Genomic DNA, 20,107 nt, shown 5'->3' on the forward strand with positions numbered 1-20,107 from the left:
GCGATGCTAGAGGAGGCTCATCTTCCTCCCCGTGGAAAGCGCGAGGACGTGCGCACAATGAAACGAACATAATTTTATAGCTGGGCTCCATCAGTAAACCTTTTCAACGATGCTGATCTACAAGAATTTGATTCCCGTCTGGATCTTCAATGAAAAAATGAGCAGGTCCCTCTTTTGTTTCAACAGCTGCAGAAAGCATGGTTATTCCCTCAGTCTTTAGTTGGTTATGAATTTCTCGGACATCTGTAAACGATTCGAGATTTTCAGCGTTTTGATCCCAGCCTGGATTAAAGGTTAGAATATTCTTTTCAAACATTCCTTGGAATAAGCCAATGATGCTATTTTCATTCTTCATAATAAGCCAATTATTAGCTATGTCACCACCTAAAGCTTGGAATCCTAATTTTTCGTAGAAAGCTTTGGAAACATGAATGTCTTTTACGTTTAAACTTACAGAAAATGCACCTAATTTCATTTGTCCTTCTTCTTTTTTGTGAATTTTCGGAAAAATTTTATTTCATTTTACTATAAAGGAATGATGGAATACTAGCGTGGTTAAAAGTTTTATGTAAAAGCCTCATTTCTGCCACTGAATAGTTTCTATACTGAATAAAATTCAGCAATTCTGCTATATTTTTCCCTTTTCAGGGTAAAATAAAAGGGTTCATTCCAACTAAAAGGGGAGTTTCATTTGACTAACATTTATAATCTTTATAGTTCAGACGAAAACCATTTAGGCATTAGTAAATCCTATCATATTCAATGCGATTTACCTCCGCATAAATTCCGTCAAATCCTGATGGAATTCCGTCAAAATAACAATGTTGGCAACGACATTCAGGCATTTGTTGATTATTTAAAGGAAACATTTCCGGAGAGTTTACACACCTTTGATTATGATGATGTTGTCCAGTTTGACGCAGACCAAGAAAATAGTGCAATACTGACTAATTTGACCGATCAAATGAACAAGCCAGTTTAACCAACAGATGATTTTAGAAACTTGAATTTACCCATCGCCAGTACAAAACACCAACCCACGCGGGTTGGTGTTTTGTGTTTTTTTACATCCATGTATTCATTTTAGTTTGCATTAGTGTATCTATCAAAGCATAAAGTTAATATCGATACTGTACTCATATATATTTTCCATATCGGTAAATGAAGAAGTGAGGTTGAGATATGTTAGAAAAAATAAGGTTAATTAAATGGAAAACAGCTGTAAATATGGGGATTTGGTTTTATACATTGACATTGCTGCTGCATGTTCTTATTCTGTGTGGTGTTATTCCATTCACGATTGTTAATGGCGGACGCTCTCAAGACTTCGAAGCTCAAGTGCCAATCTCTATTCTCAATATCATTATTAGTTTAATTGGCGGAGTTTTTACACTAGTTATTGGAGGGAATCTGATTAAACATAAAAGGGGAATAACCGTGGTCTGCTGGTTTTTTGTTGCTCTATGGTCCTTCGGATTCGCACAGCAGCTTTTTGGAACGACATTTGAAAGGCTGTTTTGTTCCATCCTTTTGCTCCTTGGAGTTATAGCAAACTTGCGGATGGCAATTGAAAAAAAGCAGTGAAATCGGTGTCTGCAACTACTTTTTCTTATAAAATAAAGGTAGACAGAATTTTTGCCCCGATTTGGGACAGCAACAGAATTTCCAGTATAGACACTTTACAAAAACTATTTTATTTTAAATAATGAATGTAACAAGCAGTTTTTTAGAAAAGGTGATCGCAGTGTTACTACAAGAAAAAATGAAAACTTTAAAGTTCTCACCTAATGAAAGGATTGTTTTAGATTTTATTCTAGAAAAACAAGAACTTATTGATGATTATTCGACAACAATGATTGCTGAAGAGACATATACCTCCCCATCCATTTTAGTAAGAATATCAAAAAAATTAGGCTTTAACGGGTGGAATGAGTTGAAAAAGGCCTTTCTTAAAGAAGTGGATTATTTAAAAACAAATTTCACGGATTTAGATGCAAATACTCCTTTTACAGAACAAGACTCTATGATGAATATTGCCAGTAAAATTACACAGATACATATTGAAAGTGCGAAAGACACTTTATCTCTTATTCACCATGACTCCTTGAAAAAGGCAGTTAGATTATTAAGTAACAGTAGTGAAGTAAAGGTTTTTACCATATCTAATTTAACTTTTTTAGGGCAAGAATTCGTCTATAAATTAAGGCATATTGGCAAAAAAGCAGACACTAATCCTACAGAAAGCATGATGTATCAGGAAGCAGTTATGACATCTGCAAATGATTGTGCAGTTTGTATTTCTTATTCAGGTGAGTCTGCATCCATTTTGGAAACAGCGAATTACTTAAAAATGAATAAGGTCCCTATTATCGCTATTACTAGTATTGGAGAAAACAGTTTGTCCAGACTTGCGGATGTAACATTACATATCACAACAAGAGAAAAATCGTATACTAAAATTGCTGGATTTGCCTCACTTGAATCGATTTCTCTTATTTTAGATATTCTATACTCTTGCTTATTTTCTGTTGCATATGATAAAAATTATGACTTTAAAGTGAAATTAGCTCAAAGAACGGAAACACGACAAATTAATAATCAGATTATTAAAGAGGATGAGCAATAAGATTAAGAAAATATTGAAAAGCTTTTTACGTTTTATCGTTATTAACACAGAAAATAATAGAAAACACTTCGAAGATGATTGAAAGCCATTTCATTTTTAGTTAATCTCTGTTAAATTCAATTTCAAGGGAGGAATGATTGATGAAGGTCGTAGTTATCGGTGGATGCGGGCATATAGGATCTTATTTAGTTCCTAAGCTAGTTAAAGCGGGATTCAATGTTTTTAATATAAGCAGAGGGAAAAGCAAGCCATATACAAGTGATTATGCATGGAATGAAGTTACCAATGTTATTTTAGATAGAAGCAATGATGAAGCATTTGCTGAAAAAGTCGCAGCTATGGAAGCTGATATTGTCATCGATTTAATCAATTTCACTTTAGAAGATACGAAGAAAATGGTAGAAGCACTTCATAATACAAGATTGTCTCATTATTTATTCTGTTCCTCTATTTGGGCACATGGTCGTGCTGAAATGCTACCTGTAATAGAGGATTGTGTTAAAGAGCCGATTTGTGAGTATGGAATCGAAAAGTACAAATGTGAACAATATTTGCAGGAGCAATATCGTGTAAATGGCTTCCCTGCAACTACGGTTATGCCAGGACAAATCTCTGGTCCAGGATGGAATATCATTAGTCCGTTAGGAAATGTCAATCCTGACATTTTCCAAAAAATTGCTGACGGAAAGGAAATTTTTCTTCCTAATTTAGGCATGGAGACATTACATCATGTTCATGCAGATGATGTTGCACAAGTTTTTTTGAATGCGATTACACATAGAAACCAAGCTTTAGGTGAAAGCTTCCATGCAGTTGCTGCAGATTCCATGACCTTATATGGATATGCAAAAGCGATGTATCGTTTCTTTGGCCAAGAACCGAAAATCAGTTTTCTTCCATGGGACAAGTGGTGTGAGCATGTCGAAAAGGAAGATGATATTAATTCTTCTTATTATCACCTTGCACGCAGTGGTCAATTTAGTATCGAAAAGGGAAAACGGCTTATTGAATATCAACCAAGATATACTACATTAGAAACAGTTGAAGAAAGTATTAAGAATTATATGGAGAGAAATCTTGTTATTAATTAGTGCGGGAAGCTTAAATTAAGCTTTCAACTAACTAGAAGAAAATACTGACTATAGTGTTGAGATTTTATCAGTGGCTGCCTTACATTGGCAGCCTTTTTTGTATCAAAAATAGTGCGGCTATGTAACGAACGTTATTGACTGAGTAATTGAAATGAAAAGAAAAAAGGATTGAATTAAACAACGTACCGAAATAATAGCTTTTTACAAATTAATACATCTTAAGGCTGACAAGGATATATTACTTTAGGTTGATTACTTTATTTAAGATGTAAAGTAATATGGACTAAGAGTTATTTAGAAAATAATGTAAAAATCATGTGCTGAAAAGTTAAATAAGAAAAAGGGAGTGAGGAATTGAGTAAAAAAAAGAAACGAAGATTTTTAACTGTTTTGAAAACTATATTGTTAGTGGTAATTTCGGCTCTCGTTATTTGGTTTGTATGCAGTAATTTACTAACTATTTACGAGAAAAAGAAATATCCTCCAATAGGAGAGCTAGTCGAAATAGACGGAAAGAATATGCATGTCTATAAAAAAGGGGATGGAAAAAATACAATTGTTTTATTAAGTGGACTTGGAACGACCGCACCAGTTCTTGACTTCGAGCCGTTAGTTAATGAATTAGCAAAGAAAAACAAGGTCGTTGTAGTAGAAGCTTTTGGATACGGTTGGAGCGATTTAACAGGGAAAGAGCGAACCGTTGAAAACATAATTGGGGAGTTGAGAGCAGCTTTACAGGCAGCTAATATAAATGGGCCATATGTATTGATGCCCCACTCCATATCGGGTATTTATAGTATGTACTATGCTAATGCATATCCTGAGGAAGTTAAAGCAATTATCGGAATTGATCCCACATTACCTCAGGCATTGAATTATTTCGGTGAATCAGCTCCTTCTATGCCAAAATATATGAGTTATTTAGTCCCAACTGGTGTGGCGAGGTTAGCTTCCTATATAACTCCAGATAGCTTTCTGCCGATTGCTGAAGATGGTACATATTCCAATACAAACTTAAAAACAACAAAAGCTGTCACAGCCTGGAAAGGCTACAATAAGAATGTAGTGAGTGAAGCAAACGAGATTAAAGATAACATCAATAAAACAGAAAAAATGACTTTTCCGGCTGATATACCAGTTCTGATTTTCACTACGAAGGAGGACTTGAATAATCAAGGTAAGTCAAATATCACCTTTTATAAAGACCAACTAAACAATGTAGCTAATAAAAAATTAGTTAGCTTGGATGGCCATCATTATTTACATTGGACTTATTTCAAGGAAATGTGTAAAATGGTTAACGAGTTTTTGAAAATTCAATGACATGAATTTTTTGATTATCTGACTCAGAGAAACAGAGCTGCAAATTATCTGGAAATAAGGGGTATTATCCTTTTTCTAGATAATCCCCCTCGAAATAGCAGCTATTAATGCCATTATACAGGTGTATCCTCCGTGTAATGGTCTAATACCATACAGCCTGCGCCTTGTGCGACAATATTGTATGCATCAGATGATTTTACCATTTTGATTTTTGCACTTGAATAGTGTGTCAGTCGGTTGCTTGCTGCTTTAGCAGCTGCTTCAAAGAAAAGAGGTTTCGGAACTAAAGTTCCTCCGAAGATGACAATTTCCGGACGTAACAGGAAGATTAGGTTACTTAAGCCGACACCAAAATAATAAGCAGCTTCCTCCACAACTTCTAGACAAAGTGAATCATTTTGTTCTAGCGCGTATAAAATATGGTGAAAATTAATATCCTCCATGTTACTCAGCTTTTCTTGCAGGAGAGACGCTTTCCCACGTTTTAATAGACGTATTACTTCATCACGAATGGCTGGCAAACTACTGTAAGCTTGCAGACATCCGTATGCCCCACATGAGCAACGACGCCCATGAATATCTATGATGATATGCCCAAAAGCATCCTCCATTTCAAATTTGTTAGTAATCAATCTCCCTTGAGAAATAGTTCCACAACGAATACCGATATCACTTGATACAAAAACTATATTGTCAGTATCCTGCCAGTAATTCATCCTATATTCGGCTAGTGCTGCTAAATCTGTTCCATTATCAAGGAAAACGGGGACATTATTAGTTTGTTTTAAATAGTCTACCAAATTTATGTCCCATCCACCTGCAGGAAAGGAATGAGTGGATGTAATCATTCCTTTTTCTGCATCAAAACGGTCAAGCACCCCAACGCCAATACCTAATAACTTATCCTTTGGAATGTTATTTTGGATCAGCAGTTGATCAACGCAGGCAGTTATATAGTTTAATGTATATTTCCCCGTACATTCAGCAGTCATTTTTAGCTTTTCAACGCTTACAATATTCAGTTTTAAATCAAGTAGTAATACGGTTGTGTAAAAACTGGTGATTTCGACACCAATTAAGTAATAAGCATCTGGCTTGATTACGTACATTAACGGCTTACGGCCACCACTTGATTTGCCTACACCACTATCATAGATTAGCCCTTCATCAACAAGCTCCTCCAGTAAACGAGCACAAGTGACATGTTTAAAGCCTGTGAGCTCCGTTAATCTATTTATTTTAACTGGCCCCAATTTACGGACCAAGCTATATAAGAGCTTTAGGTTTCTGGCTTTTGGCGAAGATAATTCGGTAAATTTTTTTAGCATGTGTTTCCCCCATAATTTGGCCCTGTAAAGGCTATCGCTTATGTTCATTTTATCTAAAATGAACATAAAGAAAAAGGTAATCTGTAAAATACTTTTTTTATAAAAAAAGAAAAGATTTAAATGTTAGTTTCATTTTATATTAGTTAATCAGATTATTTATTATACTTTTTATAAAAATGATAAAAAGTCATTTACATCTCAAGACTAACCTATTAAACTGACCATAGCAGAAGTATTTTAAACAATAAGAATTTAGATATTTCATTCAAGGAGGAATTAGTAATGCACAAGACACATGAAATTTTCGAAGCAAGAGATTTTATCATGACTAAGACGGCTTATCGCCCGACGATTGGTTTAATTCTAGGGTCTGGCTTAGGGAATCTGGCAGACGAAATAGAAAACCCCTTTATCATTCCGTATAGTGAAATTCCTCACTTTGCAAAATCTGAAGCAGTAGGGCATGCAAATGAATTAGTTATTGGAAGCTTAAATGGGAAAACAGTTTTGGCGATGAAGGGACGTTTTCATTATTATGAAGGATTCACCTTGGATGAGGTAACTTTTCCTGTACGTGTTATGAAGGCGCTTGGTGTAGAGGAGTTAATAATTACAAATGCTTGCGGTGCCATTAACACAAGCTTTAACCCAGGCGACTTAATGCTAATTACAGACCACCTTAATTTGGTCGGTACAAATCCACTAATCGGACCAAATAATCCTGAATTAGGCACTCGTTTTCCTGATGTTTCGGAAGTGTATAATCGCAATTTGCGAACAATTGCTACTGAGGTTGCTAATGATCAAAATACGACTTTGCAAAATGGAGTTTATGCATGGTGGAGCGGACCTGCTTATGAAACACCAGCTGAAATCCGCATGATTCGTACATTAGGCGCAGATGCTGTTGGTATGTCGACCGTTCCAGAAGCGATAGTAGCTGTTCATGGACAAATGAAGGTCCTTGGTATTTCCTGCTTAACAAATATGGCATGTGGAATTCTTGATCAGCCGCTAAGCCATGAAGAGGTAATAGAAACAGCAGCAATGGTGAGGGAGAAGTTTATTCAATTAGTTAAAGGGATTATCGAGAAAATGTAAGTGTAAATCAAAAAAAGGTTATGTGATTGGAGCTTCTAACTGTGACAAATAAAGATGAATTGTTTATGAGAAAAGCAATTGATATAGCTAAACAAGCCCGAAAGGAAGGCAATGAACCTTTCGGAGCTATTTTAGTCAAAGACGACGAAATTGTAATGGTCGGCGAAAACAAAATAAATACTTTCTGTGATCCTACACATCATGCCGAAATTGGGCTAATCAGAAGGTATTGCTCTGAGAACAATATCTTTGATTTGAGCGAATACACGTTATACACAAGCTGTGAACCATGTGTGATGTGTTCTGGGGCAATGGTTTGGGCGAATTTAGGAAGATTAGTATTCAGTGTCACACACGATCAGCTATCAGAAATAGCTGGCAGTAATATAATGATTTCATGCAGCGAAGTGTTCGAAAAAAGCCCAAATACACCATTAGTAGTAGAAAAAACATTAAATGAAGAAGGCTTAAGTGTTTTTGAAGGATATACGTTTTAAACATAAAGGCTCATGCATTGATAGAAAAAAATAGTAATTTTTTTAAAAAGTCCAATCAGTTTTTATTGGGCTTTTTTTTTGTGAGAAAAATAGGAATGGAGATTACCTTTGGTGGTGGCGAGCTAATTAACTGAAACAATTTTCATAGTTTGGAAGAGATGGATGAAAATGCTTGAAACCGTTTGAAACCCCATTGAACCAGTCTATTTGCGGATATATGATAACGATATAGAAAGAACAAAAATCAAGATAAGGGAGGGGAACAGCAATGAAAAAAGCTTTTGAAAAAGCTCAGCAATTTGGTAAATCGTTTATGCTGCCGATTGCTGTATTACCAGCAGCGGGTTTGTTATTAGGTATAGGTGGTGCGCTGTCAAATCCAAATACTGTTTCAGCATATCCATTTTTAGATATTAGTTGGTTACAAGCTATTTTTACCATTATGAGTGCTGCAGGCTCCATTGTATTTGGTAACCTGCCTATTATATTCGCAGTAGGTGTAGCGATTGGGTTAGCTCGTTCCGATAAAGCAACAGCAGGTTTAGCTGCAATGATTGGTTATTTTGTCATGAATAGTACCATCAATGCCTTACTTTTTTTAACTGGTGACCTGGTGCACGAAAATTTGACTGGGGCAGGGCAAGGAATGTCAGTTGGAATACAAACATTAGAAACTGGGGTATTCGGTGGCATTATTGTTGGTATTGTGGCAGCTGCTTTGCACAATAAATACAATAAAATTCAGCTGCCTCAAGTATTGGGATTCTTTGGAGGCTCGCGCTTTATTCCGATCGTTGTGTCGTTTGCTTCCATTTTTGTAGGAGCAATTCTTTTTCTAATTTGGCCTTATTTCCAAGCGTTTATTAACCAATTAGGATCACTTGTAACAAGTACCGGAGAAATTGGAACCCTTTTTTATGGATTTCTTTTGCGTATGCTGGGACCGCTTGGGTTGCACCATATTTTCTATCTTCCATTCTGGCAAACGGCTCTTGGCGGAACATTAGAGATAAGCGGGAAAATTGTAAGCGGTACTCAAAATATCTTCTTTGCCCAATTAGGTGATCCTTCGACTGAACAATATTATGAAGGGGTCTCAAGATTCATGTCTGGCCGATTTATTACGATGATGTTTGGTCTGCCAGGTGCCGCACTAGCTATCTATCATTGCTCTAAAAAGAAAAATAGAAAAGTAGTAGCAGGAATACTACTATCAGCGGCGCTAACTTCATTCTTAACTGGAATTACAGAACCACTAGAATTCAGCTTTTTATTCGTGGCACCGCTTCTTTATTTAGTACATTCCATTTTTGATGGTTTTGCTTTTATGATGGCAGATATTTTTAATATTACTGTTGGTCAAACCTTCTCAGGCGGATTTATTGATTTTATTTTATTTGGAGTATTGCAAGGTGTTGATAAAACAAATTGGCCATATGTGTTATTGGTAGGTATTCCATGGTTCTTCTTATATTACTTTACATTCAAGTTTTTGATAAGAAAAAGGAATTTTAAAGTCCTTGGACGCGAAGATGAGGAGCAGGTTACTGAGCAAGTAGCAGCGACAGAGCGGGCTAAAACGATTGTTCAAGGATTAGGCGGAGAACAAAATATTGATGTTGTCGATTGCTGTGCGACACGTTTACGTATAACCATTAAGGATGAATCCTTAGTGAATGATGATGTCATTAAACAGACTGGTTCAAAAGCAATCGTGAAAAAGGGAACAGGTGTCCAAATTATTTATGGGCCTCAAGTTACTATTATTAAAAACGAAGTAGAGGAGTATTTAGGTCAGTAATAATTAAAGGAAGTGTTTGGAATGTATCAAGTACTAGAACAAATTAATAAAGGATTAATCGTTTCATGTCAAGCTTTAGAAGGGGAACCATTGCATAGTTCGTTTATCATGGGCCGTATGGCAATAGCCGCAAAGGAAGGCGGTGCAGTTGGAATTCGGGCAAACTCTGTCTCTGATATTATCGAGATAAAGAAGCAAGTATCTCTTCCTGTAATTGGCATCATCAAAAAAGTGTATGGGGACCAGCCTGTTTTTATTACGCCAACCATGCAAGAGATCGATGCATTAGCCAAGACAGGTACCGAAATAATTGCGACTGATGCAACGAATCGAATCCGCCCTGATGGTAGTGATTTACAATCATTTTATCAAGAAGTTAGAAGGGCGTATCCTCATATACTTCTGATGGCTGATGTTTCAACAGTTGATGAAGCTATTTTCGCTGATGAGTTAGGATTTGATATTGTGGCACCCACGTTATATGGATATACGGAAGAGACAAAGGGCTTAAAAATTGATGATCATGATTATGCTGTTATTAAACAAATTATCAAAGAAGTGAAAAAAGCAAAGGTTATCGCAGAAGGGAATGTATTAACCCCAGAAATTGCCCGCTCCTTGTTAAATATGAACGTCCATGCAGTTGTTGTCGGAGGTGCGATTACAAGACCACAGTTAATTACGAAAAGATTTGTGGATGCTTTGCAAAGATAATAAACTTAAGCGGTTTCGCGAATACTAAAAAGTCTGAAAATTATTTAGGCAGTAGAAGGTTTATTACCATTAAACCTTCTGCTGCCTTTTTATTTCTAAATACAAAAACTATTTCTAATTCTGGCTTTCCAGACATAATCATCTCAAAACCGAAGGATATCTCAATAAATAAGAAAACATGTTAAATAAAACAATAATGGTGAATGCCACTCAAGCAATAGTAAGTTATAATTAATCATCACCAAACTAAAAAACTTAATGTAATCAAGGTTTATGGGGTTATTTTATTATCAATTGCCAGTGATGCATTCTAATTGCTTCAAGCACTTTGAATAAGGTCATCAGTGTGTTTATAGAATGAATATTATATCTAAAAGAGGAGAAATCATTATGGAATATCTCGGTGAGAACCTTCTTAATGGTATAGCTTCCACCATGGAGAAATTTACAAGCTCTGAGGCGGACTTAGCAAATTATATTATTAAAAATCCTGATGAAATCAGTCAATTAACAATTAGTCAAATTGCAAAAAAAATTCACATATCACCTGCTACCATTACTCGTTTTTGTCAAAAAATATCTTTTTCCGGATTTAATGAATTTAAACATGAGTTAAAACGATATATCGACCTAAGAAACAAACCTACGAGGAATACTGATATTAAAGAGATTGATTATTTTTCTAATCTCTATCAAAACCATTTGGAGATTATTGAAACAACCTTCCGAAAAATGAATGTTTTGGATATTCAAGAAGCCGTGTCACTTATAAACAGTGCACATAAAGTTCATGTTTACGGTATCGGTAATTCAGGGATTGCTGCTCAAGAGTTTAAATGGAAATTTTTTCGAATCGGTATACATGTTGAATCCATCACAGATCCACATCAAGCTGTGATGGATGCCGCTTTAAGCACAAAAAAATGTCTCGTCATTGGCATTTCTGTTTCTGGTAAAACGAGAGAAGTTACCGATGCTATTAATATTGCCAAGAAGCAGGGGGCGTCTATTCTTGCAATTACAAGTGATAAAAAATCGCAGCTGTCTCAGTTAGCAGATCTGACACTTTTGGTTACAAATAAAAGTAATATGCATATGGGTCAAAATATTTCTCCAACTTTACCTCTATTTTTACTTTTTGATTTAATTTACACAGAACTAGTGGCAAAGGACTATATGAACCGTATTCAGTTTCGCAATAAGACTTTAAATGCTTTGAAAGATATTTAAGCAGTCACTTTTTACATATTGTTAGCAATACCTAGACAAATAATTGGTTTAAGACTTAAGTCAAAAACGAGTTATAAGTGGTAGAAAGAAAGGAAGTTTAAATTACTATAAAAAGTGTAATTTAATGTTAATAATTTGTTTGTTTTCAACAGACAGAATAATCGGCTTTAGAAAGTAATTAGGTAATAATTACTTTAAATACCAAATATTAAAAGCGAATTTTGGTAAACATAGTGAAGGAATCGAGTGCTGGGACATAAGTATGTGCGTAAAGATCGAACTACTTAATCAACTATTTATTAAATGGTTCTGTTTTTGTTTTTAATAGTTTTTAATACAATAATTAGAAATCTTAGTGAATGGAGCGGAGGCCACTCGACTCCTGCGGGAAATAGAGGAAAGGCTGAGACCCCGCAGGCGAAGACGAGGAGGCTCAGCTTCCTCCCCGTGGAAAGCGAGTGGGTGTAGCGTAATGGAACGAACTTATTTTGAAACCATATTCTATTTAGCCACAAGCTTCATTTTTCATTTTTTAAATATTGATGTAATTTTATTATTCGTGTTTAGAAAGGTTATCTTTTGTTTTGTCCCAGGCTCTTTTTATTGAAGAAGGAATTTATATTTATTTCTTGAATTTCTATTATGAGTAGAAAAATGAAGTACATGGAAGAAGGGAATGATGTTTTTATGATAAAAGGTTTTGGCGGGATATTTTGGAGGACTAATAATATAGATGTCGTGAAAAAATGGTATAATGAGGCGTTGAAATTGGATATAGGAGATTGGAACGGGACTATTATTAAACCGCAATCAGGAAATGAAACGATTTTTTCTTTGTTTGCTGAAGATGACCAGTACTTTCCAACAGAACAGCAAGTAATGTTGAATTTTCAAGTATTTAATCTAGACGAGACGATAAAGCATCTTGAACAAATTGGTGTTCCGCTTGAAAAAAATAAAGAGACTAGCGAATTTGGTGAGTTTATATGGATTAAAGACCCTGAAGGCAGGCTAATTGAGCTATGGGAGAAAAGTGAGCTGTAATTAGACAAACTCGAGCAGCTTCTTAAGGTATGACAGGACAGGATTAAGAAGGAAAAAACGAGAACTTTCGGTAAATGATAGAAAGTCCTTTTCAAATGTATCCAGTTTGCAGGCGCAGGTGGAGATAGGATGATTGCCGAAATAAGCTTTCCGCAATTGAAATTTAAAACTGATGTGGTAGTCCGTCTGTAATCCCCTTGTTAGAAACCTTATGATATACAAAAAGAGCACTTCAATTTGAAGTGCTCTTTTACTCAAGCCAAAATGTTTCCCCAATAAGCAGTTTTTTTAATTGCGAAGCATCTACATTTAATCTGTGCCACTCTGCATCTAATCTTGCCAAAGCCTCTGGACCAGTATCATCAGCTAAATGATATGTTCCATAGTGCATGGGGATAAAGGTGCTTCCGTTTAACTCTAAAAAAGCACGAACCGAGTCCTCTGGGTTTATATGACTTACTTTCATAAACCACTCTGGTTCGTAGGCTCCAATTGGCATTAAGACTGTTTGGATGTTAAATTTCTCAGCTACTTCTTTAAAGCCTCTAAAATAACCTGTGTCACCGACAAAATACACGGAATGCTCCTTTCCTTCAATAATCCAGCCACCCCAATGAGATGTATTTGTGTCAGTAATAGTTCTTTTTGTCCAATGCTGGGCGGGGACAAAGGAGAAGGTTAGATCATGCTGCTGGAACGAATCATACCAATTACTTTCGATGACTTTAATTAAACCGCGCTTTTTAAAAGCTTTGCCTAAACCGATCGGAACATAATAAGTAGGATTGCCTTTTAGCTTTTTTAATGTTGGGTAATCGAGATGATCATAATGTCCATGGGAGATAAATACTACATCAATTGCAGGTAAATCATCTAGTGGAATTCCTGGCACAGTAAGTCTTTTTTGAAACCCCATTCTATTAGCCCAGACAGGATCTGTTAACATATTCAGACCATTCATCTGTATCAAAAAGGTAGAATGTCCAATCCATGTTATAGAAGCACTCCTATCATTATTATGTAATTTCTCTACTTCTTTAATGGGTGCCTGTTCAATCTTGAGCTTTAAATCCTTTTTATTACTTCTGCGTTCCTTTTGCCAGCGTCGAAAATCATTAAATGTTTTTTTCGTATCAATATTATCTAAATTTGCATAGCGTTGTTTCTGTTTCATCATTACCTCCACTATATAATCGTTATCTCTTTATAGTTCTTAAGGTTATTTTTTTAACCCAGCAGCATAGAAGGGACCATTGACATTAATAATAGTCAGGATTCGAGCCATTTCTTGAGGAGATTCTTTTCGGCCGCTATTAAGCCATTGTTGAACAACTCCTATTAAGGCAGTTCCCATGTAAGAGGATAAATATTGACCAGGTACAAGAAAGTTTTCTTCCTTTACAAGGGCAATTGGATTATTTCCGTAAAGTGTGTCCCACATAAATTCTTTCAGTCTTGTTTGAAAGGATAAATCTCCTTTTGGACCTAATAAAGCTTTCATAATATCACTATTTTTATTTAGATATTCAAATAAAGAAACAGTGAGCGGGAATGGTGGTACATTTGAAGAATCCATTTCAAGTGAAGCGATAACGTTTGGGAAGTTTTGCTTTGCAATACTAGAAATTTCTAGCATCACTTTTTCTTCACATTTTGCCATTAAGTCGAATTTATCTTGATAATGTGCGTAAAATGTTCCTCTATTTATATTTGCCCGATTCGTTATATCTTTTACTGTAATTGTTTCAAAGCCTTTTTCCTCTATTAAATCAATTAGAGCAGTAAGGATGGATTCTTTCGTGCGAATTATTCGTAAATCGGTTTTACTATCAGCCATTTTTTCCTCCTATCCACTTATCCCACACATTTAAGGAATGTGTTCTGTAACCAACACATTTTGCATTTTTGCTTATTGAAGGGATTGTCATTCACATTTATAATTTAGAACGTAATAAAACAACACGGTGTTCTTTTATTATAACTTATTATTTTGGAGGAGCTCAAATATGTTTAAAAACAAATTATTGTTGCTAACACCAATCATTGCATTGGCTATTATATTTATTTTTTCCTTAACACTAATTCCATCTGTTCAACCAGAGCCTAAAAACTTACCGATTGCTATCGTTAATGAGGACGAAGGGGTAGAACTTCCTAATCAGGCAAAAATGAATATGGGCAAACAGCTCGTGGAAATGATTAAAGAAAACTCAAAAGCGTCATCAGATCAAAAAGACCCAACAGTAAAGTGGGTTGAAGTGAAAAACACAGAAGAATTGCAAAAAGGCTTAGATAATCAGGAATATTACGCAGCATTAGTTATTCCAAAGGATTTAAGTGCGAAGCAAGCTTCCTTACAAACTGCAGCACCGTCTCCTGCAGGAATTGAAATATACGTAAACCAAGGTATGAATACAATGGCATCAACTTTGGCAGGACAAATATTGAATGGAATTGTTGATAATATGAACAATAATGTTCGTACACAGCTTCTACAAGGATTAGAACAACAAGGAGCAACAATAACAGCAAAGCAAGCTGAAATTCTAGCAGCACCTATTACAAGTAAGGTCACTAATGTCAACGAAACAGGTACTAATAGCGCAAACGGAAATGCTCCGGTTTCTTTATTCCAGCCACTTTGGATGGCGAGCTTAGCAAGTGCTGCTATTATTTATGTCGCTCTTAGAAAAATAGCTAATACTGCTAATAGAAAAAGAAACTTTGCAGTAAAATTAGTGCAAATTCTAATTGGTGCGATTGCCACGCTTGTCGTTGGATTTGGATTAACTTGGATTGCAAGTGACCTGGTGGGACTTCACATTCCAGATTTCACAAATACAGCTCTGTTTTTATCTTTAACATCCTTTAGTTTCTTCCTTATGATTTCAGCAGTTCTGTCTCTGATAGGACTTCGAGGGATGCCATTATTTATCTTAATGCTTTTCTTTGGTGCTCCATTACTTGCTATGGCTCCGGAAATGATGTCACCATTCTATCATGATTGGGTGTATTCTTGGTTGCCAATGCGCTTTATGGTAGGTGGATTACGTGAGCTTCTATTCTTCGGAAAAGGATTAACTTGGGATTCTGTTTCACATCTTGTTTGGATTGGAGCAGGTGGCTTAATTGTTATGCTTGCTACTGCATTAAGAGTTAATGAAGCAAATAAAAACCCACAAAATCAAAATTTAGAAGGATAATCTTAACGAGGCTGGGACAAAAGTATGTGAATTTATGTAAAAACCGAACCATTAAATCGACTAATGATTAAATGGTTCGGTTTTTTGGTTTCTTTAGGTTTAATACAAATGATTAGAAATCTTAGTGGAGTGGAGCGGAGGACACTCGACTCCTGCGGGAAATAGAGGAAAGGCTGAGACCCCGCAGGCGAAGACGAGGAGGCTCAGCTTCCTCCCCGCGGAAAGCGAGTGGCTGCAGCGCAATGAAACGAACTAACTTTAACTCAAAAATTCTATTTAGACACAACCTTCATTTTTCAAATTTAGTTGTAATTCTATTATTCGTGTTTAGAAAGCTTATCTTTTGTTTTGTCCCAGCTTCGTTTTATTTTTTTCTTTATGGCTTTCTAAAACAGCAAATAAAAAATTACTTGTTCATTTTTCGAAAGTATTTCTCTCTTTGGGTCTTTATAATGAATAATACAAGCTAAGAAAAGACGGGAATCCGTTAATTATTCCTTAAAGTATGGGCATAGATGAAATGATGCAGAAATGTGTACTTTGAACAGTTGAAGAGACTATTAAAGACATGGAAGACATCTTTTGTCTGTTTATTTTTAAAAATTAAATCAAAAATGAGGTGAGCCGACTTTGATTATGTCTGAAAGAAAGAAACAAGAATTCTATAAAGCGTTAGTAGAAAAAAATCCTCAATACGATGGTATTTTTTTTGCGGGGATTAAAACAACAGGAATATTTTGTCATGCAACATGTACTGCGAAAAAGCCGAAATACGAAAACTGTGAATTTTATTTAACCGCAGAAGAAGCGTTATTAGCAGGGTTTCGTCCTTGTAAACGATGTAATCCGCTCCATTATCCTCACAGTATCCCAGAGGAAGTCGAGATATTAGTTGCGGCAATTGAAAATAATCCGGAGAAAAGATGGAAGGAAGCAGATTTTCATGAATTAGGTATTCATTCTGCAACAGCCAGAAGAAAGTTTAAAGAAGTGTATGGAATGACATTTGTACAATATGCCCGCTCTCGTCGCATGGGAATGGCATTCAAAAAGATAATTACTGGAAAAAAAGTAATTGAACAGCAAGTATCTGTTGGCTATGATTCTCCAAGCGGATTTAATGATGCATTTACAAAAATTATGGGTAATCCGCCAAAGAAAACCTCTATTTCGATTATTCATGCGAACATCTTTTCCACACCGCTGGGAAATATGATTAGCTTGACTGATGCAGATTATTTATATTTGTTAGAGTTTACAGATAGAAGAGGGCTTGAAAGGGAAATAGAAAAATTGCGGGTGAAGCATAATGCAAGAATCCTACCTGGAAATACGGATGTTCATACAAGCTTAGTACACCAGTTGAATTTATATTTTTCCAATAAGCTATTTCAATTTTCCATTCCTATTTTAAAAAACGGTACTCCTTTTCAAATGAGGGTATGGGATATTCTTTCGTCCATTCCTACAGGCCAAACGATGTCCTATCAAGATATTGCCTCTAAATTAGGAGATAAAAATCTTGTTAGAGCTGTTGGCAATGCGAATGGTGCAAACCAAATTGCCATCATTATTCCTTGTCATAGAGTAATAAATACAAACGGGGAATTAGGCGGGTATGGTGGTGGAATAGAGCGGAAAAAGTATTTACTTGAGTTAGAAAAACCAATTGGAAATTAAAAAGGACGGTTTGCCTTCATATGCAAACCGTCCTTTTAATTATCGCTAATACATAACACTTTTAACTAGAGTACAAACTAATAAAATATTTTGGAGGTGATTTAATGGAAAGTAAGGACTTTCAAAAAACATATGATGAATACATGCAACAAGGAAAAGATCAGGCTCGAATGGAAGCAGCTGAGGAGGCAGCATCTGGAACTGAACAAATTATTGCGGTACGCAAAAACGAGGATGAAGATATTATCGCTTTTAAAACAAGCAGTGGAAGAGAGTTAGATTATTTAACTGCACTTGAGGAAGCTAAAGCAGGTAAGTTAGCACATATAGATGTATTTCATAAGTATGGCAGGGATATTATTCGAAGTGAGCCTGATGGTATTACTGAAAATAACTTAGATAACCTACCGTCTTTTTAGGAAGATAGAAAGTAAGGACGCCTTTCTCTCTAAAGGCGTCCTTACTTTCTAATATCATTGCTTACGGTATCTCTGCAAAATAAAATCAATAAAATGCCTACAGGCGATTGGCAGCACTCTTTTGTCCTTGTATGCAAGGCTAATGGTCCGGACAAAGGGCGGGTTTATTTGCTTCGTTACAATTTGATAAGGGCATCTTTGCAGCACGAGCTTTGGCAGGATAGAGATGCCAAGTCCTTGTTCTATCATGGACATAATGGTGTAATCATCATGAACGTGATAGTGAATGTTTGGTTCAAAATGATAATGATTGAAAATCGTTAATGCCTCGCTAATTTCCCCATCTTTTAAAAGAATGAACGGATCATTTGTCAGCTGTTGAAGCGGTACTTTATCAAGACTTGCCAATGGATGATCTAAAGGTAAAACAGCAAGCATGTCATCCTCCTGCAGCTTTATTGTTGTCAGGTTATTGATGCCGTATGGATTTACGAAGCCAAAATCAACACTTCCCTCTTTAATCCAATTGGAGATATCAGTGTAATCCCCTTGATGTAATTCAAAGTGAACGGCAGGATGCTGTTCCTTAAAATCCTTCATTAATCTTGGAAGCCAATGGCTGGAGACGCTGGAAAATGCGCCAATCCTGATAAGTCCGCTTTCAAGACCCTCCATCTCCTTACGCCTTTCAAGCAGCTCCCGATGTGAATTGCATATTTTCCGAATGAAAGGTAACAATTCCACTCCATCAGGTGTTAAGGTTATGCCTGTTCTGGAGCGAATGATTAAGGTTGCAGAAAGGTCCTTTTCAAGCGTATGGATCATTTGACTAACGGCGGATTGTGTGTAGCCAAGCTCTTCTGCCGCTTTTGTAAAGCTGCCTGTTTCAATCGCTTTAATAAATGCGTAATATTGATTCATTTGCATTCTCCCTTTAGATTAGGAATTCTAATGGTTAAATTATAAATATTCGTTTTACTAATGTAAATGCTGTTGATAATATTAAGCCGAAAGAATATTTAGAAGAGGGAAGGGCTTAGGCACTATGACACAGAAGCAAGCAAACTTAATATTGGCGACAGTCTCAATGGGATGGGGAACTTCATATATTTTTATGAAGATTTGTGCTGATTCCATGTCACCGATGACAATGGTGGCATTTCGATTCGGTATCGCATTTTTTGTCATGATTGCGTTATTTTCAAAAAGAATTTTTCCAATTGATGTTAAAACATTAAAATACAGTATGGTAACAGGTTTGCTTTTATTAGGGATATTCATCTCCCTCTCTTACGGGATGAAAACCACAACTGCCTCTACTGCAGGCTTCCTCACAAGTACGACAGTAATACTTGTACCAATGCTGCAAGCACTTATATATAGAAAATGGCCGAGTACCATGATTTCTGTAGGAGTAATTATAGTTGCTATTGGCTTGGCACTTCTGACAATTGGCGATGACTTTGCACTTGCAACAGGCTCTCTCTATTGCTTGGCAGCTGCTGTTTTTTATGCATTGCATATTATCGTGACAAACCGTTTTATAAAGAATGTTGATCCGTTAAAGCTTGGTGTATATCAGCTTGGGTTTGCAGCCTTATTTGCAGCAATTATCGGGATATTCGTGTTTGGTGATCTGTCACTGCCAAATAACGGTTTAGATTGGTTTGCTATCCTTGGTCTTGCGCTCATTTGCTCAGCATATGGGTTTGTGATGCAGCCTATTGCCCAAAAGCATACAACACCTGAGGTCACAGGCTTTATTTTTGCGCTCGAACCGATTTTTGCAGCAATATTTGCAGCCATTTTTCTGCACGAAAATATTGGCTTGCAAGGATATGCAGGAGCATTACTTGTATTAGCTGGTGTAATTGCGGCAAGTCTCAAGTCTGAGAAGAAGGAAGACGAGGCAATCAGTCAGCCTGTGATGAAGATAAAGAAACAAACGATTTAAAAAATCAGCCAGCTAAGCGAGGACGTTTTGATTGTAGATTAAATGGTTATGAGATAATCTTTTCATGGAGACTTTCAGTCAGAGTAAGATATAGGA

The 20,107-nt window shown here is 36.0% G+C and carries 20 protein-coding genes; 15 read left to right on the forward strand and 5 right to left on the reverse strand.

The genetic code is table 11. The features are described from left to right. Positions 1 to 103: 103 nt before the first annotated feature. The gene (locus NQZ71_RS24370; protein ID WP_127739522.1) at positions 104 to 475 is read right to left on the reverse strand and encodes a VOC family protein; all 372 of its coding nucleotides are present in this window, start codon (positions 473 to 475) and stop codon (positions 104 to 106) included. Positions 476 to 691: 216 nt separating this feature from the next. Between NQZ71_RS24370 and NQZ71_RS24375 the strand changes: the two genes are divergently transcribed. From NQZ71_RS24375 to NQZ71_RS24395, 5 genes are all read left to right on the forward strand, one after another. Beyond that, positions 692 to 982, forward strand: coding sequence for a hypothetical protein (locus NQZ71_RS24375; RefSeq protein ID WP_127739521.1), 291 nt, complete (start codon positions 692 to 694; stop codon positions 980 to 982). A 200-nt stretch (positions 983 to 1,182) separates the two neighbouring features. Then, on the forward strand, positions 1,183 to 1,584 hold the full coding sequence (locus tag NQZ71_RS24380; protein ID WP_144457575.1) for a hypothetical protein: 402 nt from the start codon (positions 1,183 to 1,185) through the stop codon (positions 1,582 to 1,584). Between the two features lie 160 nt (positions 1,585 to 1,744). Next, positions 1,745 to 2,626 (forward strand): MurR/RpiR family transcriptional regulator, encoded by an 882-nt coding sequence (locus NQZ71_RS24385; protein WP_144457573.1) that lies wholly within the window; start codon positions 1,745 to 1,747, stop codon positions 2,624 to 2,626. Between the two features lie 140 nt (positions 2,627 to 2,766). Next, positions 2,767 to 3,717, forward strand: a complete 951-nt coding sequence (locus tag NQZ71_RS24390; RefSeq protein WP_317011931.1) for an NAD-dependent epimerase/dehydratase family protein — start codon at positions 2,767 to 2,769, stop codon at positions 3,715 to 3,717. Positions 3,718 to 4,071: 354 nt separating this feature from the next. After that, a complete protein-coding gene (locus NQZ71_RS24395; protein WP_317011933.1) occupies positions 4,072 to 5,040 on the forward strand; it encodes an alpha/beta hydrolase in 969 nt (322 codons plus the stop codon). A 113-nt stretch (positions 5,041 to 5,153) separates the two neighbouring features. Here the strand turns inward: NQZ71_RS24395 and NQZ71_RS24400 are convergent, their stop codons facing one another. Continuing rightward, complete coding sequence (locus tag NQZ71_RS24400) at positions 5,154 to 6,368, reverse strand: ROK family protein (protein WP_144457569.1); 1,215 nt, start codon at positions 6,366 to 6,368, stop codon at positions 5,154 to 5,156. 282 nt (positions 6,369 to 6,650) lie between these two features. Here NQZ71_RS24400 and NQZ71_RS24405 point away from each other — a divergent pair, with 282 nt between their 5' ends. The 6 genes from NQZ71_RS24405 to NQZ71_RS24430 all read left to right on the forward strand — a co-directional run bounded on the left by NQZ71_RS24405 (position 6,651) and on the right by NQZ71_RS24430 (position 12,755). Beyond that, the gene (locus NQZ71_RS24405) at positions 6,651 to 7,469 is read left to right on the forward strand and encodes a purine-nucleoside phosphorylase (protein ID WP_260055019.1); all 819 of its coding nucleotides are present in this window, start codon (positions 6,651 to 6,653) and stop codon (positions 7,467 to 7,469) included. Between the two features lie 41 nt (positions 7,470 to 7,510). Beyond that, positions 7,511 to 7,966, forward strand: a complete 456-nt coding sequence (locus NQZ71_RS24410) for a nucleoside deaminase (protein ID WP_317011934.1) — start codon at positions 7,511 to 7,513, stop codon at positions 7,964 to 7,966. A gap of 268 nt (positions 7,967 to 8,234) precedes the next feature. After that, entirely contained in the window at positions 8,235 to 9,767 is a 1,533-nt protein-coding gene (locus NQZ71_RS24415) for a PTS transporter subunit EIIC (RefSeq protein WP_127739514.1), read from the forward strand. Between the two features lie 21 nt (positions 9,768 to 9,788). After that, positions 9,789 to 10,481, forward strand: coding sequence for an N-acetylmannosamine-6-phosphate 2-epimerase (locus tag NQZ71_RS24420; protein WP_144457561.1), 693 nt, complete (start codon positions 9,789 to 9,791; stop codon positions 10,479 to 10,481). Between the two features lie 390 nt (positions 10,482 to 10,871). Then, positions 10,872 to 11,711, forward strand: a complete 840-nt coding sequence (locus NQZ71_RS24425; protein WP_317011936.1) for a MurR/RpiR family transcriptional regulator — start codon at positions 10,872 to 10,874, stop codon at positions 11,709 to 11,711. Between the two features lie 687 nt (positions 11,712 to 12,398). Then, positions 12,399 to 12,755, forward strand: a complete 357-nt coding sequence (locus tag NQZ71_RS24430; RefSeq protein WP_144457755.1) for a VOC family protein — start codon at positions 12,399 to 12,401, stop codon at positions 12,753 to 12,755. A 250-nt stretch (positions 12,756 to 13,005) separates the two neighbouring features. On the opposite strand, the gene NQZ71_RS24435 is transcribed toward NQZ71_RS24430, so the two are convergent. Together NQZ71_RS24435 and NQZ71_RS24440 are read right to left on the reverse strand one after the other, a co-directional pair. After that, a complete protein-coding gene (locus tag NQZ71_RS24435) occupies positions 13,006 to 13,929 on the reverse strand; it encodes an MBL fold metallo-hydrolase (RefSeq protein WP_144457557.1) in 924 nt (307 codons plus the stop codon). Positions 13,930 to 13,974: 45 nt separating this feature from the next. Further along, positions 13,975 to 14,592, reverse strand: a complete 618-nt coding sequence (locus tag NQZ71_RS24440) for a TetR/AcrR family transcriptional regulator (protein ID WP_144457555.1) — start codon at positions 14,590 to 14,592, stop codon at positions 13,975 to 13,977. 169 nt (positions 14,593 to 14,761) lie between these two features. Here NQZ71_RS24440 and NQZ71_RS24445 point away from each other — a divergent pair, with 169 nt between their 5' ends. The 3 genes from NQZ71_RS24445 to NQZ71_RS24455 all read left to right on the forward strand — a co-directional run bounded on the left by NQZ71_RS24445 (position 14,762) and on the right by NQZ71_RS24455 (position 18,057). Next, a complete protein-coding gene (locus NQZ71_RS24445) occupies positions 14,762 to 15,958 on the forward strand; it encodes a YhgE/Pip domain-containing protein (protein ID WP_275008654.1) in 1,197 nt (398 codons plus the stop codon). A gap of 636 nt (positions 15,959 to 16,594) precedes the next feature. After that, positions 16,595 to 17,638, forward strand: coding sequence for a bifunctional transcriptional activator/DNA repair enzyme AdaA (locus NQZ71_RS24450; protein WP_375545223.1), 1,044 nt, complete (start codon positions 16,595 to 16,597; stop codon positions 17,636 to 17,638). 104 nt (positions 17,639 to 17,742) lie between these two features. Continuing rightward, positions 17,743 to 18,057: a DUF3892 domain-containing protein gene (locus NQZ71_RS24455; RefSeq protein ID WP_144455486.1), complete on the forward strand. Its 315-nt coding sequence runs from the start codon at positions 17,743 to 17,745 to the stop codon at positions 18,055 to 18,057. 54 nt (positions 18,058 to 18,111) lie between these two features. Here NQZ71_RS24455 and NQZ71_RS24460 read toward each other — a convergent pair whose 3' ends face one another. After that, on the reverse strand, positions 18,112 to 18,978 hold the full coding sequence (locus NQZ71_RS24460) for a LysR family transcriptional regulator (RefSeq protein WP_144455484.1): 867 nt from the start codon (positions 18,976 to 18,978) through the stop codon (positions 18,112 to 18,114). 124 nt (positions 18,979 to 19,102) lie between these two features. On the opposite strand from NQZ71_RS24460, the gene NQZ71_RS24465 reads away from it, so the two are divergent. Further along, positions 19,103 to 20,011, forward strand: coding sequence for a DMT family transporter (locus NQZ71_RS24465; RefSeq protein ID WP_144455482.1), 909 nt, complete (start codon positions 19,103 to 19,105; stop codon positions 20,009 to 20,011). Positions 20,012 to 20,107 lie beyond the last annotated feature (96 nt).

The sequence above is a fragment of the Niallia taxi genome, from assembly GCF_032818155.1.
In the GTDB taxonomy this organism is placed as follows: domain Bacteria; phylum Bacillota; class Bacilli; order Bacillales; family Cytobacillaceae; genus Niallia; species Niallia taxi_A.